This window comes from Roseovarius tolerans (genome assembly GCF_028885395.1).
Taxonomy (GTDB): Bacteria; Pseudomonadota; Alphaproteobacteria; order Rhodobacterales; family Rhodobacteraceae; genus Roseovarius; species Roseovarius tolerans.
The window spans coordinates 2,948,134-2,962,215 of record NZ_CP118494.1; the positions used below are offsets into that span (position 1 = coordinate 2,948,134).

Below are 14,082 nucleotides of genomic sequence, written 5' to 3' on the forward strand. Positions count from 1 at the left end.
ATCGTAACCGCCCATGGCCAGATTTGCAAACCGATCCTTGGCTGCTCACTACGCCGTATGCGCATGGGGTCTTTCCCCCCCGCCCCGTCCATGCCAGTCTGCGCGCGAAATCACCCGCACGATCACCCAAGAGGGGATACCATGCCGATCACCACCTGCATTTTCGACGCCTATGGCACGCTCTTCGACGTCGCCGCCGCCGCGCGCAGCGCCGCGTCCGAGCCGGGGCGCGAGACCTTCGCCCGCCACTGGCCTGCCATTGCCGAGAAATGGCGGCTCAAGCAGTTGCAATACACCTGGCTGCGCGCCGTGATGGGCGAGCATGTCGGCTTCTGGCAGGTCACGCAGGACGGGCTCGACTGGGCGCTCGAGGCCGAAGGTCTGGGCGGTGACGCCGACCTGCGCGAACGCCTGCTGCAACTCTACTGGGAACTCGAGGCCTACCCCGAAGTGCCCACCATGCTCGCCGCCCTCAAGGAGGCGGGAAAGGACACCGCGATCCTGTCCAACGGCGCGCCCGACATGCTCGACGGTGCGGTGAAGTCGGCCGGTATCGGCGCACTTCTCGACGATGTGCTCTCGGTCGAAAGCGTCGGCATCTTCAAACCCGCCCGGGTGGTCTATGACCTTGTCGGCCAACGCTTCGGCTGCGCCCCCGAAGAGGTGCTCTTTGTCTCCTCCAACGGCTGGGACGCCTGCGCCGCCGCTGGCTACGGCTTCAACACCGTCTGGGTCAACCGCGCGGGCGATCCCGTGGACCGCCTGCCCGCCGCCCCCGACCGGCAACTGACCGATCTCTCCGGCATTCCCGATCTGGCGCGCGGCTGATGGCACGCTTCACCACGTCGGACGGGCTCTCGCTCCACTACACCGATGCAGGCCACGGCCAACCTGTGCTCTGCCTCGCGGGCCTCACCCGCAACAGCGCCGATTTCGGCTTTCTCACCCCGCACCTCTCGGGCTGCCGGATGATCTGCATGGATTATCGCGGGCGCGGACAGTCCGATCACGCGCCCGATTTCATGTCCTACAACATCCTGCGCGAGGGGCAGGATGCAGTCGAGTTGCTCGATCATCTCGGCATCGACCGCGTCACCCTCATCGGCACCTCGCGCGGCGGGCTCATTGCCATGGCCCTCGGCCACACCGCCCATGACCGGCTGGCAGGTGTCGTGCTCAACGATATCGGCCCCGAGGTCACCACCGAAGGCATCGAACGCATCATGGATTATGTCGGGCGCGAACCCGCCCTGCCCGATCTCGACGCCGCAGGCGGCGCGCTTGCCCATGTCAACGCGCGCGCCTTTCACGGCGTGCCGCTGGCCCGCTGGCGCGCACAGGCCGAGGCGATGTTCTTTGAGAAACCCGGCGGCGGGCTGGGCCTGCGCTATGACCCGAAGCTGCGCGATGCTCTCGTCGGTCAGGCAGGCGCGGGCGAGGCCCCGGATCTCTGGCAGCTCTTCGATGCGCTGGAGGGCCTCCCCCTTGCCGCGATCCGGGGCGCCAATTCCGACCTGCTGAGCGTGGACACCTTCCAAAAGATGCAGGACCGCCGCCCCGACATGATCGCCGCCACCGTGCCTGACCGGGGCCACGTCCCGTTTCTCGATGAGACCCAATCCCTCACCGCCATTCGCGCCCTTCTGGACCAGACAAGATGACCGATATCACCATGATCCGCAGCGCCGCCGCCCGCCTCGCAGGCCATGCAAGGCGCACGCCGCTGCTCTCCTCGCCCTTTCTGGATGACATTGCCGGGCGGCGCGTCTTCGTGAAACCCGAATGCCTGCAACACACCGGCAGCTTCAAGTATCGCGGCGCGCGCTCGGCCATCTCCGCACTCGATCCCGACACCCGCGCCCATGGCGTGATCGCCTTTTCCTCTGGCAACCACGCGCAGGGCGTGGCGCTCGCCGCCAGCGAATTCGGCGTGCCTGCCGTCATCATCATGCCAAGGGACGCACCGCGCATGAAGATCGACAACACACGCGCCCTCGGGGCCGAGGTGGTGCTGTACGACCGCGCGGGCGAGGATCGCGACGCCATCGGTGCCACGCTCAGCGCCGAGCGCGGCCTGACCCTGATCAAACCCTATGACGAGCCACAGGTGATCGCAGGCCAAGGCACCACGGGGCTTGAGATCGCCGAGGATGCGGCGGCCCTCGGGATCGAGACGGCGGATGTGCTGGTGTGCTGCGGCGGTGGCGGCCTCACCTCGGGCATCGCCCTGGCGCTCGAGGCCGACGCGCCGGGCCTGCGCGCCCGCCCCTGCGAGCCGGAGGGGTTTGACGATGCCACCCGCTCTCTCAGCCATGGCAAGATCATGCGCAATGCGCAGACCACGACCGGCCTCTGCGATGCCATCGTCACGCCGCAACCGGGCGAGATCACTTTTCCCATCCTACACCGCCTCTGCGGCCCCGGCCTTGTGGTGAGCGACGACGAGGCGCTGCACGCCATGGCACTCGCCTTTTCCCGGCTCAAACTGGTGGCCGAACCCGGCGGCGCGGTGGCGCTTGCCGCCGCCCTCTTCCGCACGGATGAGATCGAGGGCGACGCGGTGATCTGCACCATTTCCGGCGGCAATGTCGACGCGGATGTTTTCCAAACGGCGCTAAGCCGGTTCGCCTGAAGGAGCAAGAATGCCTTTCGCAGAGTTCGATGACGTAACGATCCACTATCTCGACGAGGGCACGGCCACGGGCCCGGCGCTCGTGCTCGCCCATGCGCTCGGCACCGGCACGCATCTGTGGGACAATATCGTGCCGCTGCTGCCGCCCGGCCTGCGCGTGGTCCGCTACGACGCGCGCGGCCACGGGCAATCCTCCACCCCGCCCGCGCCCTACACGATGGGCGCGCTGATCCGCGACGCGGAACGGCTGATGGACCATCTCGGCCTGCGCGACACGATCTTCGTCGGCCTCTCCGTCGGCGGCATGGTCGCGCAGGGGCTGGCGGTAAAGCGCCCCGACCTCGTGCGCGCACTGGTGCTCTCGAACACCGGGGCCAAGATCGGCACGCCCGAGATCTGGGCCGAGCGCATCGCCACCGCCCCCCGCCCCGGCGGGATGGAAGAGCTCGCCCACGGCTCGTGCGAGCGGTGGTTCCCCGGCGCCTATGTCAAGGCCGGCCAACACCAACCGTGGTATGAGCATCTCTGCGCCCATGACCCCGAGGGATACGCGGGCTGCGCCGCCGCCATTTCGGGCACCGATTTCTATACACCCACCTCGGGGCTGCGCATCCCCACCCTCGGGATAGCGGGGGCCGAGGACGGCTCCACCCCGCCCGATCTCGTGCGTGAAACCGTCGATCTCATCCCCGGCTCGCAATTCCGCCTGCTGCGCGGTACCGGGCATGTGCCACCCGTGGACGCACCCGCCGATTATGCCGCCTGCCTTGTTGATTTCATCGACGCCACGGGGCATCTGCGCGCAACGCCGCCATAGCGCTGATGTTTGGGGTTATTGACCTTGAGCGGGCATAGACGTGAGCCGCGCATCGACGGGCCGCGGTGCGGCGATCCAAGGTTGGTTCGGCAGACCTTTATCTCTGCCAAGTCAGGAAAACATCCAAGCAATGCGCAGGTTGCAGCCAAATCGCCGTGCCGTCGGGGCGGCCCGTCGATGCGCGGCGGTCTTCGACCGCGTATCGCGCGGGTGCTTTGATCCAAGGTCCGCTCAAGGCCAACCCACACCCCAGCCCAACCCACACCCCCACAAAATTGCCCTTGAACCCTCCCCCGAATCCCCCTCACCTGTGAAAAAACGCGGGAGAAATTCATGCACACCATCAAGGCCGCCGTCTGCCATACATTCGGCGCTCCGCTCACCGTCGAGGACGTCCACCTGCGCGCGCCCGAGGCGGGCGAGGTCCTCGTCGATCTCGACGCCGTGGCGATCTGTCATTCGGACATTTCCTATGCCGATGGCGGCTGGGGCGGATCTCTCCCGGCGGTCTACGGCCACGAGGCGGCGGGCCGGGTGCGCGGCATCGGGGCCGGTGTCACAGGGCTGAACGCGGGCGACCCGGTCGTCGTCACCCTCATCCGCGCCTGCGGCCAATGCCCCAGCTGCGGCAGCGGGCGGCCCACGGGTTGCGAGACGCCCTATGACGGCGATCACGGCCCCCTCACGACCACGGATGGCGGCAAGCTGCATCAGGCCATGGCCTGCGGGGCCTTCGCCGAAAAGGTCGTGGTGCATCACAGCCAGGTTGTGAAACTGCCCGAAGGCATCGACATGGCGGCGGCCTCATTGCTGGCCTGCGGGGTGATCACCGGCGTCGGCGCGGTGGTCAACGCGGCACATCTGCGCGCAGGGCAGGACGTGGTGGTGATCGGTGCGGGCGGTGTCGGCCTCAACGCCATTCAGGGCGCGCGCATCGCAGGCGCGCGGCGTATCGTGGCGGTGGACATGAACCAAGAGAAACTTGCCATCGCGCGAGAGTTCGGCGCGACCGACGGCGTGCTTGCCACCGAGGACAAGCCGTGGCGCGCGGCGAAAGAGGCGATGGGGCGCGGGGCCGACGCGGTGCTCGTCACCGTGGGGGTCGCGCGCGCCTATGACGAGGCGCCGCGCTACCTCGCGGGCGGGGGCCGGATGATCATGGTCGGCATGCCCCATACCGGCGCCGAGAGCCGCTACGAGGCGGCCAATTTCGCCGCCATGGGTCAGGCGCTTGTCGGCTCCAAGATGGGCGAGGCTGTGATCCGCCGCGACATCCCGTGGATGGTCGATCTCTACGAACAGGGGCGGCTGAAACTCGACGAGCTGATCTCGGGCCGCTGGCGGCTCGACCAGATCAACGAGGCCATCGCCGACACCAAGACCGGATCTGCCAAGCGCAACGTGATCGTGTTCGACTGACGACATCGGCACCGACGCGATACCGACGTAATACCGACACGATACCGACCGGCAAAATCAGCCCCCCCGGAGACCGCCATGAAACTGCAAGACCTCGACATCATCGTGACCTCGCCTCCCGCCCCCGGCTGGGGCGGGCGCTACTGGATCCTGGTGAAACTGACCACCGATGACGGCATCACCGGCTGGGGCGAATGCTACGCCGCCTCGGTCGGACCGGACGCGATGCGCGCCGTGATCGAGGACGTGTTCACGCGCCACATGGCAGGTGAAAGCCCTGAAAACATTGAACTTATGTTCCGCCGTGCCTATTCCTCGGGCTTCACGCAGCGCCCCGATCTGACCGTGATGGGTGCGTTTTCCGGGCTGGAAATCGCCTGTTGGGACATCTTGGGCAAGGCGCGCGACCGTCCGGTCTGGGCCTTGCTCGGCGGCCGGATGAACGACCGCATCCGCGCCTATACCTATCTCTACCCCCTGCCGCACCACGATCTGAGCCAATTCTGGACCTCCCCCGAGATGGCCGCCGAGAGTGCGCTCGACTGCGTAAGTCGCGGATATACCGCGATAAAATTCGATCCGGCCGGCCCCTACACGATGCGCGGCGGGCATATGCCCGCGATGCCCGACATCACCATGTCGGTGGCCTTCTGCCGTGCCATCCGCGAGGCCGTGGGCGACCGCGCCGACCTTCTCTTCGGGACCCACGGGCAGTTCACCACCGCCGGCGCCATCCGCCTCGGACAGGCGCTGGAGCCCTACTCTCCGCTCTGGTATGAAGAGCCCATACCCCCTGATAACATTGAAGAAATGGCCCGTGTGGCCCGGGCCGTGCGCATCCCCGTGGCCACCGGAGAGCGGCTGACCACCAAGGCCGAATTCGCCGCCGTCCTGCGCGCGGGTGCCGCCGAAATCCTGCAACCCGCCCTTGGCCGCGCAGGCGGGATATGGGAGATGAAAAAGGTCGCCGCCATCGCCGAGGCCCATAACGCGCAACTCGCCCCCCACCTCTATGCCGGACCCGTGGAATGGGCAGCGAATGTGGCCCTCGCCACCTCCATCCCCAACATCTTGATGGCCGAGACCATCGAAACGCCGTTTCACAGCGCGCTCATCAAGGGCGGTATCACGGTCGAGGACGGCTTCATCACCCCGCCCGACACCCCCGGCCTCGGCATCGACGTGGATGAGGCCCTCGCCCGCGCGCACCCCTTCGACGGCAACGGACTTCACCTGGAAATGCAGGACGCTCCTTGCGATTACGTGAACGGCAACAGCTTCGCCGGAGGCGCACCGCTAAAGACGGAGTGAGTCGGCGAAGCACGGGCAAAACTGGAAAAGTGCTTTCTAAGGAAGCACTTGCAGCCACAGCCAAGCCGTCACCACCGTCAGCGCCGTCGAGATCAACACGCTCGACGCCGCCACCCGCTTGGCATGGCCGTAGATATTGGCGAAGATATAAGCGTTGACCCCCGGCGCCATCGCCGCCGTCATCACCGCCGAGCGCAGCGCATCGACCGACAGGCCAAGCCCCCGCCCGATCCCGTAGGTGACCAGCGGATGCGCCAATAGCGAGGCGGCACAGACATAGAGGATCACCCGCATATCGCCCTCGGGCTTGTATTGCACAAGGATACCCCCCAACCCAAAGAGCGCCGCCGGAAGCGCCGCGCGCACCATCAGGTCAACCGCATCATTGAACGGCCCCGGCAACGGCAACCCCGAGAGATTGACGGCGAACCCCGCGCCGATCCCCATGATCAGCGTGTTCGAGAACATCGCACGCAGCACCTTGCCCACGACCGTGATCCCCGCCTGCCCGCGCGCCTTCACAACCTCCATCACGGTGATGCCGATGCCGTAGCAAAAGGGCGAATGGATCGCTATGATCGCGAAATTGGCCGAAAGCGCATCAACCCCGTAAGCGCGTTCCATGATCGGCAAGCCCAGCAGGACCGAGTTGGAAAAGAGCCCGCAAAAGCCAATGGCGACCGCGTCCTCCCACGAGCGGCCAAACAGGAACCTGCCGCCCAAGAGGCCTAGAAGGAACCCCGACAGCGCCCCCGCGTAGAAGCTGAGAAGCAACCGCCATTCAAAATTCTGCCCCAGATCGAGTCTTGCGATAGCGGCGAAGAGCAGGCAGGGAATGGCGAATTTCTGGGTGAAGGTCATCAGCCCCTCGACCCCCGCCTGACTGAACCAGCCGCGCCAGACCGCGAGATAGCCAAAGCCGATCACCAGAAAGACCGGCAGGATGACTTCGATCAGCGCCTGCATCGCATCAGACCGCGTAGCGGATGATCATCCCATCATAGGCCGGGGTGATATGTTCAGGCGTCTCGTCGGCGACGGTCCGGTAGTCGAGGTCGATATGCATGTTGGTCAGCACCGCACGGCGCGGGGCCGCCCGCGCGATCCATTCAAGCGCCAGTTCAAGATGCGCATGCGTCGGGTGCGGCGTGCGCCGCAGCGCGTCGAGTACCCAGCAATCAAGCCCCTGAAGTGTGGGCCAGACCGCTTCGGGGATCTCGGCCACATCGGGCAGGTAGGCCAGATCCCCCACCCGAAAGCCAAGCGCATCAATAGAGCCATGCCCGACCTGAAACGGGGAGAGCGGAATAGCACCCCCAGCCCCTTCGATCTCGAAAGGGCCATCAATCGTGTGCATGTCGAGGATCGGCGGATAGGGGCTATCCTCGGGCTGGGTGAAGGCATAGCCGAAGCGCGAATAAAGCGCGTTCTGCGTGTCACCATCGGCATAGACCGGCAGGCGTTGGCGCATGTTGAACACGATCATCCGGAGGTCATCGATGCCATGCACGTGATCGGCATGGGCATGGGTATAAACCACCGCATCGAGCGCGCCTATGCCCGCATCCAGCAGCTGCGCACGCAGGTCGGGCGACGTGTCGATCAGCACGCGGGTCACACCGCCTTCTGTCTCGCGCTCGATCAGCATGGAACAGCGCCGGCGCGTATTGCGCGGCTCAGACGGGTCGCAATCGCCCCAATGCCCACCAAGGCGCGGCACACCGCCCGAAGAGCCGCAGCCGAGAATGGTAAAGCGCAACTCGCCCATCACAGCACCGCCTTGGTGAACAGCCGCTCGAAATTGGCCTCGGTCTGCGCGGCGAATTCTGGCCACTCCATGCCGAACACCTCGGCCCCCTTTTGCGCGGTATGCACGGTATAGGATGGCTCATTGCGCTTGCCGCGATAGGGCGGCGGCGCGAGATAGGGCGCGTCGGTCTCGACCAATATGCGGTCCACCGGGGCGGCCGCGAAGATGTCGCGCAGCGCCTGGCTCTTGGGAAAGGCCGCGATGCCCGACATCGACAGGTAAAACCCGAGATCGATCGCCGCCTTGGCCAGATCCGGCCCCGAAGAAAAGCAATGCATGACGCAAGTGTATGCCCCGTTGCGACATTCCTCGGTCAGAATGCGCGCCATGTCCTCGTCGGCATCGCGGGCATGGATGATCAGAGGCAGCCCGATTTCCCGCGCCGCCGCGATATGGATGCGCAGGCTCTGCTGTTGCACCTCGGCGCTCTCGGCGGTGTAGTGGTAGTCGAGCCCGCTCTCGCCGATGCCCACGAATTTCGGATGCGCGGCGAGCGCCACCAACTCCTCCACCGACGCCATCGGCTCGGCGGCGGCGCTCATCGGATGCGTTCCGGCGGCGTAGAACACCTCCGGATACGCCTCGGCAATGGCGCGCACCTGTGGCTCTTGCCGCAGCTTGGTGCAGATCGTCACCATACGTGTCACGCCCGCCTTCACTGCGCGGGCGATCACATCGTCACGCTCGGTGTCGAAGTCGGGAAAATCGAGGTGGCAATGGCTGTCGGTGATGCGGATATCGGTGCTCATGCCTCTCCCTCGGCGGGCGCTCAGCCCTTCGCGGTTTGCTGAATTCTGAACACCGTATCTAGGACTAGGCTGGCAGGGTCAAGGTTGACCGCCCGGCCATGCCGCGCCCGCGCGCCGATCTCTTGCGCGCAATCCGCCCATTCCCGCGCGCGCTGCGGATCAGGCGCAAGACGCGAGAGCAACGCGGCCTCACCCGGGGCGGCCTCTGCCCCCGGCGGATGACCGGTCGCGCCGGTGCGCGCGAGGCGGATCATGAAGAGATCGGTCAAGGAAAACAGCAGGTCTCGCCGCTCTTCCGCACCTCGCATCGCCGCCGCCTCGGCCAGCTTCAGCGCGCGCGCGCGATCAAGGCGCGGCAGGCTCTCCATCAGGCCGACAAGCTCCGAATAGGTCTTGAGACCGCCCAGATTGAGCAGCCGCACCGCAGCCCCGACCGAGCCACCCGACAGTTCCGCAAGCGCCAGAGGATCGCCCTCAAGCGCGATGCCCGCCTGTTCGAGCGCAGTGGCCATGTCCTCGGGGCCGAGCGGGGCCAGCCGCAGCGTGCGGCACCGCGAGCGGATCGTCGGTAAAAGGCCAGAGGGTTGATGTGAAACGAGCAAGAGAATTGTGCGCGCGGGCGGCTCTTCCAGCATTTTGAGGATCGCATTGGCGGCCTGCGTGTTGAGCTCATCCGCCGCATCGACGATCACCACACGCCGCCCGCCATCCGCCGAGGACAGCGCGAAGAAATTGCCCAGCTTGCGCACCTCGCTCACCCGGATTTCGGCGGCGAGTCGGTCGCCCTTGTCATTGGGACCACGTCGCAGCAGGAAAAGCCCCGGCTCCGACAGCGCGAGCATGCGCCGCGCAACAGGGTGCTCGGGCTCCACATCCAGCGACGCGGGCGGCGGCGGCGCCCCGAAAAGCCCGTCACCCTGCGTCTCCTGATTGGCCAGCAGAAAGCGCGCCAACCGCCAGGCAAAGGTCGCCTTGCCCACCCCGCGCGGCCCAGTGATCAGCCAGCCATGATGCAGCCGCCCACTGTTGAACGCATCAAGGAATTCCGTCTCTGCGGCCCCCTGCCCGATCAGACGCGCGGTCTCGCGCGGGTGCGGCGCGCCTTCGACGCGATCAGGATCTGGCAGGAACTCGTCACTCATGGCAGCCGCGCCTCCACCGCGTGCGCCACATCCCCGGCAACCGCCTCCATCCCGCGGCCCCCGTCGATCACCACGAAACGCGCCGCGAATTCCTTGGCCAAAGCCAGAAAACCGTCGCGCATCCGCGCCTGCAGCCCTTCTCCGAAGGATTCGAACCGTTCCTCGCCGCCGCCGCGCGACAGAGCGCGGCCCAGCCCCACATCGGGCGCAATGTCGATCAGCACCGTCACATCCGGCTCGCGCCCGATCATCAACTCGTGCAGCTGATCGACCATCCCGCGCAGGTCGGCGCGACCAAGGCCCTGATACATCCGCGTGCTGTCGGCGAAACGGTCGCAGATCACCACCTGACCGGCGGCAATCGCAGGCAAGATCACCCGTTCCAGATGGTCACGCCGAGCCGCTGTAAAGAGCAAAAGCTCGGTCTCGGGCGACCAGCGATCCTTGTCGCCCTCCAGCACCAGACGGCGGATCTCTTCGGCCCCGGCACTGCCGCCCGGCTCGCGGGTTAGCACCACGTCGCGGCCACGCTCGCGCAGATGTTCGGCCAGCAGGCGCGCCTGCGTGGACTTGCCCGACCCGTCGATGCCCTCGAAACTAATGAACAGGCCCGACCCGCTCAAAGCGCGCCCTCGGGACCTTCCTGCAACCGTTTGATCAACAACCCCGAGACCGCCCGCAAACGGGTCACGAACCCGCCCTGCGCAACGGCTTCGGCAGCCACCAGCGGCACCCGCGTCTCGGGCAGCCCCTCGGGTGTCAGAACCAATTCAGCCAGTTGATCGCCCGCTGCCACAGGCGCACGCACGGGGCCGGTAAAGACCACCTGTGCCGCAACCTGATCGCCGCCCAACACCGGCAAAAGCGTTTCGACGTCCTCGGCCGGGGTCAGCCCCACGCTCTGCGCCTCGCCCATCCAGACCGGCGCGCGCGCCACCTCGTCTCCGGCCTTCACCACGGATTTGCGCGCGAATTGGCGAAACGCCCAATTGACGATCGCCTCGGATTCTCGGGCACGGGCGGAGGCACTGTCGAGGCCGGAAATCGCAAAGATCACCCGGCGGTCACCCTGCCGTGCCGAGCCTGTGAGGCCATATCCCGCCTCCTGCGTGTGCCCGGTCTTGAGCCCGTCCGCCCCGATGCCCAGACCCAGAAGCGGATTGCGATTGTTGATATTGCTCGGCGCACGCCCGTCGAAGCGGTACTCGCGCTCGGCGAACATCTCGTAGAATTCTGGAAAGTCCTGAATGATGTTCCGCGCCAGCAACGCCAGATCACGCATGCTCATGACATGGCCATCGGCAGGCCAGCCGTTGGAATTCTTGAACACCGAATTGGTCATGCCCATCTGCTGCGCGCGCTGCGTCATGAAACGGGCGAACCCGGCCTCGGTGCCATCAGGGCTCAGCGCCTCGGCGATCACCGCGCAGGCGTCATTGCCCGACAGCACGATGATCCCGCGCAACAGATCCTCGACGCTCACGCGGTCAGTGGTGTCGAGAAACATGGTTGAGCCACCATAGCTCATGGCATGCTGCGAAACCGGCAGGCGTTCATCCAGCGACAAGCGTCCGCTGCGCACCGCCTCGAAGGCCACATAGAGCGTCATCAGTTTGGACATCGAGGCGGGCGGCAGCGGCGTGTCGGCGTTCTTGTTGAGCAGAACCGTGCCGGTGGTGACATCGACCACATAAGCTGCGCGCGCGCTCGTCTCGAAAGCGGCGGCGGGCCAGGCCAGCATCAGCCCCAGAAGACCGGCAAGGATAGGGCGGATCAGGCGCATGCTCACCTCCATTGATCAGTTGGTGACGGGATAGGCATCGTCAAAGCCGATCCCCTGAATCTTTTTCAGTACGGTGCCGCGCTCCGACGTGCTGGTGACGGGACCGACGATGACCCGCCAGAACGCCTTGCCCTGTGAAGACTGTTCCAGCACGGTGGGCACCATCCCCGCCTGCCGCATCGCGGTGGCAGTGTTCTGAGCGTTCTCCTCAACACTGAATATACCGACCTGGATAAACGGCTTTTCCAGCGCAGATGCACGCGGTGCGGGGCGCGGTTTGGGCGTCTCGACCGGGGCGGGGGCGGCTGCGGTCTCAGCCTGCGCTTCGGCGGCCTCGATGGCCGCGGCGGCGCCCGCGACCGGGTCAAGCGCACTTTCTTCGATGCCCTGCGTCTCGGCGAGCGGTTCAGTCGCGGCCTCCGCCTCGGGTTCTGGTGCGACCGGAGTTTCTTCGCGCCGCAGGGCCGTGACGTTGAGCTGTGTCGGCGCGCCTGCCAGCATGCCAAGGGCGGCGGCGGCATCCGATGACACCTGCAACGCAGGCCCCGGCGTCTCGCGCTCGCGCCGGAACAGTGCGCCGATCACAAAATTCGAATTCGACGTGTTGCGGATGATCACCCGCTCGGGCTCTTTCACGTCAGGATGCGCCACCCAGACCCCGCCAAGCGACGGGCGACCGTCCCACAGGCCCATGTCGGTGACCTGAAACACATCCGGAGCCTCGACATCGCGCTCCACCAGCTTGACCGAACTGCCGGAACGCGCCGGGACTTCACCGCCGCGCGTATCGGGCTGGAGCGAGAAATTGCCATTCTCATCGCATCCGGCCAGCACCGCGAGACCAAGCCCCGCCAGCATCAAACGGCACCACGGTGCCCGTCCGCCCCCAATCGCATATGTCATGTTCTGCCCCTTGCCTGTAGCTCACGCCCACCCGGCCTGCGCCGGTTTTCCGGTCGCGCCGCTCGTTATTCCGGCATGATCCCGCGCACAGTCTAGCGCCTCACCCGCGACGTGAAAAGTGCGCAGGCGCGGCATGGGCGATTTTCCACGCGAAACAACATCTTTCAGAATCGTGCGCGGCGCTGTAGGAGCATCCGGGCCGGAGGAGTGGCAGAGTGGTCGATTGCACCGGTCTTGAAAACCGGCGTGCGTGAGAGCGTACCGTGGGTTCGAATCCCACCTCCTCCGCCACATTCAAATGCCGAATCCGACTATGGGCCCCCATCGCGGCCTTTTTTCTTTTTGTTTCAAAGGGCGTTGGCAGGGCTATCCGCCCTTCGGAGACTGGACGCTTGACGCAGAACGGGTCTCCGAATGCCCCGTGTCTCTATTCGAGCGCCCCTCGAAGGTCATGGGACGGCGCAAAACATCCTCGCATTTCCAATGGGTTGCGGAGCTCATGGGGTCGTCCCGTTCGCGAGCTAATCCGGTGACGGAGACGGACACGAAGGCGCAGGGCGGCCAGAAGGACGGCTCCGTGGCGGCCGATCCCCAAGTCCGGCGGAAGCGTCCGAAGCGAGCCAAGGCCCTGCCGGAAGTCTCTGATGACAAACACACTTCGTGCCCATAGCCTGGCGCAATGTCGAATGGTCCCTGGACGGATGAAGAGAATGACCTGATCGTCGCGGATTACTTCGCGATGCTGGCCGACGACATCTCTGCGCGCCGCTACAGCAAGGCCGAGCATCGCCGCGCGCTGCTGCCGCTGCTGAACGACCGGTCCGAGGGGTCCGTCGAGTTCAAGCACCAGAACATCAGCGCGGTGCTGAAGGGGCTCGGCGAGGATTGGATCCCCGGCTACAAGCCCGCGTTCAACTTCCAGATGACCTTGGTGGATGCCGTGGCGCGGTGGCTGGCGCTGAACCCGGCCTGGCTCGGGCGCCAACCTGGGCTGCAACCCGGCGCTGGCCTACGCGAGGCGGTGCAGATCTGGATCGGGCCGCCGCCGACGTTGTCGAACCAGCCGCCTCCGCAGGAACTGGACCAGATGCTGCACATCGCCCGCAAGTTCGACGTGGCGGGCCGGGACGAGCGCAACCGGGCCCTTGGTCGCGCGGGCGAGGAGCGCGTGCTGGCGCATGAGCGCGCGGCATTGCGGACGGCAGGACGGGGCGATCTGGCGCGCAAGGTGCGGTGGGTGTCGGAGGAGGATGGCGACGGGGCGGGCTACGACATCGCGAGTTTCGCCCCGGACGGTCTGCCCCGGCTAATCGAGGTCAAGACGACGAACGGATGGGAGCGCACGCCCTTCCATGTCACCCGCAACGAGCTGGCCGTGGCCGAGGAGCGACGGTCGGAATGGCGCCTGTTCCGGCTGTGGAACTTCTCACGCGAGCCGAAGGCGTTCGAGCTGCACCCGCCGCTGGACGCGCATGTGTCGCTGACTGCGACGACGTTTCAGGCGAGCTTTCAATGA

General features: G+C 66.1%; 14 protein-coding genes and 1 tRNA gene. 8 read left to right on the plus strand and 7 right to left on the minus strand.

The annotated features are described in order from the left end of the window. Positions 1-141: 141 nt before the first annotated feature. The 6 genes from PVU19_RS14545 to PVU19_RS14570 all read left to right on the plus strand — a co-directional run bounded on the left by PVU19_RS14545 (position 142) and on the right by PVU19_RS14570 (position 6,179). On the plus strand, positions 142-828 hold the full coding sequence (locus tag PVU19_RS14545; RefSeq protein WP_050662654.1) for a haloacid dehalogenase type II: 687 nt from the start codon (positions 142-144) through the stop codon (positions 826-828). Beyond that, positions 828-1,661 carry an alpha/beta fold hydrolase gene (locus PVU19_RS14550; RefSeq protein ID WP_050662653.1) on the plus strand — a complete coding sequence of 278 codons (834 nt, stop codon included), beginning with the start codon at positions 828-830 and terminating at the stop codon, positions 1,659-1,661. Before PVU19_RS14545 ends, PVU19_RS14550 begins: the two co-directional genes overlap by 1 nt. Next, positions 1,658-2,632 carry a threonine ammonia-lyase gene (locus PVU19_RS14555; RefSeq protein ID WP_050662652.1) on the plus strand — a complete coding sequence of 325 codons (975 nt, stop codon included), beginning with the start codon at positions 1,658-1,660 and terminating at the stop codon, positions 2,630-2,632. The genes PVU19_RS14550 and PVU19_RS14555 overlap by 4 nt, the downstream gene beginning before the upstream one ends. A 10-nt stretch (positions 2,633-2,642) precedes the next feature. Beyond that, positions 2,643-3,449: a 3-oxoadipate enol-lactonase gene (gene pcaD / locus PVU19_RS14560; protein WP_050662651.1), complete on the plus strand. Its 807-nt coding sequence runs from the start codon at positions 2,643-2,645 to the stop codon at positions 3,447-3,449. A gap of 333 nt (positions 3,450-3,782) precedes the next feature. Beyond that, entirely contained in the window at positions 3,783-4,868 is a 1,086-nt protein-coding gene (locus tag PVU19_RS14565; protein WP_050662650.1) for a zinc-binding dehydrogenase, read from the plus strand. A 78-nt stretch (positions 4,869-4,946) separates the two neighbouring features. Further along, complete coding sequence (locus tag PVU19_RS14570) at positions 4,947-6,179, plus strand: mandelate racemase/muconate lactonizing enzyme family protein (RefSeq protein WP_050662649.1); 1,233 nt, start codon at positions 4,947-4,949, stop codon at positions 6,177-6,179. A gap of 36 nt (positions 6,180-6,215) precedes the next feature. Here the strand turns inward: PVU19_RS14570 and PVU19_RS14575 are convergent, their stop codons facing one another. The 7 genes from PVU19_RS14575 to PVU19_RS14605 are packed head-to-tail and all read right to left on the minus strand — an operon-like array spanning position 6,216 to position 12,566. After that, entirely contained in the window at positions 6,216-7,145 is a 930-nt protein-coding gene (locus tag PVU19_RS14575) for an AEC family transporter (protein ID WP_050662648.1), read from the minus strand. Positions 7,146-7,149: 4 nt separating this feature from the next. Continuing rightward, positions 7,150-7,947, minus strand: a complete 798-nt coding sequence (locus tag PVU19_RS14580; RefSeq protein ID WP_050662647.1) for an MBL fold metallo-hydrolase — start codon at positions 7,945-7,947, stop codon at positions 7,150-7,152. Then, a complete protein-coding gene (locus tag PVU19_RS14585; RefSeq protein WP_050662646.1) occupies positions 7,947-8,738 on the minus strand; it encodes a TatD family hydrolase in 792 nt (263 codons plus the stop codon). Before PVU19_RS14585 ends, PVU19_RS14580 begins: the two co-directional genes overlap by 1 nt. Before the next feature lie 20 nt (positions 8,739-8,758). Next, positions 8,759-9,880, minus strand: coding sequence for a DNA polymerase III subunit delta' (locus PVU19_RS14590; protein WP_050662645.1), 1,122 nt, complete (start codon positions 9,878-9,880; stop codon positions 8,759-8,761). After that, positions 9,877-10,503, minus strand: a complete 627-nt coding sequence (gene tmk / locus PVU19_RS14595; protein ID WP_050662644.1) for a dTMP kinase — start codon at positions 10,501-10,503, stop codon at positions 9,877-9,879. Before tmk ends, PVU19_RS14590 begins: the two co-directional genes overlap by 4 nt. Next, the gene (locus tag PVU19_RS14600; protein ID WP_152911631.1) at positions 10,500-11,663 is read right to left on the minus strand and encodes a D-alanyl-D-alanine carboxypeptidase family protein; all 1,164 of its coding nucleotides are present in this window, start codon (positions 11,661-11,663) and stop codon (positions 10,500-10,502) included. Before PVU19_RS14600 ends, tmk begins: the two co-directional genes overlap by 4 nt. Before the next feature lie 15 nt (positions 11,664-11,678). Further along, positions 11,679-12,566, minus strand: a complete 888-nt coding sequence (locus tag PVU19_RS14605; protein WP_050662643.1) for an SPOR domain-containing protein — start codon at positions 12,564-12,566, stop codon at positions 11,679-11,681. Positions 12,567-12,767: 201 nt separating this feature from the next. On the opposite strand from PVU19_RS14605, the gene PVU19_RS14610 reads away from it, so the two are divergent. Both PVU19_RS14610 and PVU19_RS14615 read left to right on the plus strand, forming a co-directional pair. Continuing rightward, a tRNA-Ser gene (locus PVU19_RS14610) sits at positions 12,768-12,857 on the plus strand. Positions 12,858-13,245: 388 nt separating this feature from the next. Beyond that, entirely contained in the window at positions 13,246-14,082 is an 837-nt protein-coding gene (locus tag PVU19_RS14615; protein ID WP_050662642.1) for a protein NO VEIN domain-containing protein, read from the plus strand.

What these genes read in the sequence shown, in the direction of transcription:
- PVU19_RS14545 (WP_050662654.1), top strand. Translation starts at nt 142, where the DNA reads ATGCCGATCACCACCTGCATTTTCGACGCCTATGGCACGCTCTTCGAC.
- PVU19_RS14550 (WP_050662653.1), top strand. Translation starts at nt 828, where the DNA reads ATGGCACGCTTCACCACGTCGGACGGGCTCTCGCTCCACTACACCGAT.
- PVU19_RS14555 (WP_050662652.1), top strand. Translation starts at nt 1,658, where the DNA reads ATGACCGATATCACCATGATCCGCAGCGCCGCCGCCCGCCTCGCAGGC.
- pcaD (WP_050662651.1), top strand. Translation starts at nt 2,643, where the DNA reads ATGCCTTTCGCAGAGTTCGATGACGTAACGATCCACTATCTCGACGAG.
- PVU19_RS14565 (WP_050662650.1), top strand. Translation starts at nt 3,783, where the DNA reads ATGCACACCATCAAGGCCGCCGTCTGCCATACATTCGGCGCTCCGCTC.
- PVU19_RS14570 (WP_050662649.1), top strand. Translation starts at nt 4,947, where the DNA reads ATGAAACTGCAAGACCTCGACATCATCGTGACCTCGCCTCCCGCCCCC.
- PVU19_RS14575 (WP_050662648.1), bottom strand. Translation starts at nt 7,145, where the DNA reads ATGCAGGCGCTGATCGAAGTCATCCTGCCGGTCTTTCTGGTGATCGGC.
- PVU19_RS14580 (WP_050662647.1), bottom strand. Translation starts at nt 7,947, where the DNA reads ATGGGCGAGTTGCGCTTTACCATTCTCGGCTGCGGCTCTTCGGGCGGT.
- PVU19_RS14585 (WP_050662646.1), bottom strand. Translation starts at nt 8,738, where the DNA reads ATGAGCACCGATATCCGCATCACCGACAGCCATTGCCACCTCGATTTT.
- PVU19_RS14590 (WP_050662645.1), bottom strand. Translation starts at nt 9,880, where the DNA reads ATGAGTGACGAGTTCCTGCCAGATCCTGATCGCGTCGAAGGCGCGCCG.
- PVU19_RS14600 (WP_152911631.1), bottom strand. Translation starts at nt 11,663, where the DNA reads ATGCGCCTGATCCGCCCTATCCTTGCCGGTCTTCTGGGGCTGATGCTG.
- PVU19_RS14605 (WP_050662643.1), bottom strand. Translation starts at nt 12,566, where the DNA reads ATGACATATGCGATTGGGGGCGGACGGGCACCGTGGTGCCGTTTGATG.
- PVU19_RS14615 (WP_050662642.1), top strand. Translation starts at nt 13,246, where the DNA reads ATGTCGAATGGTCCCTGGACGGATGAAGAGAATGACCTGATCGTCGCG.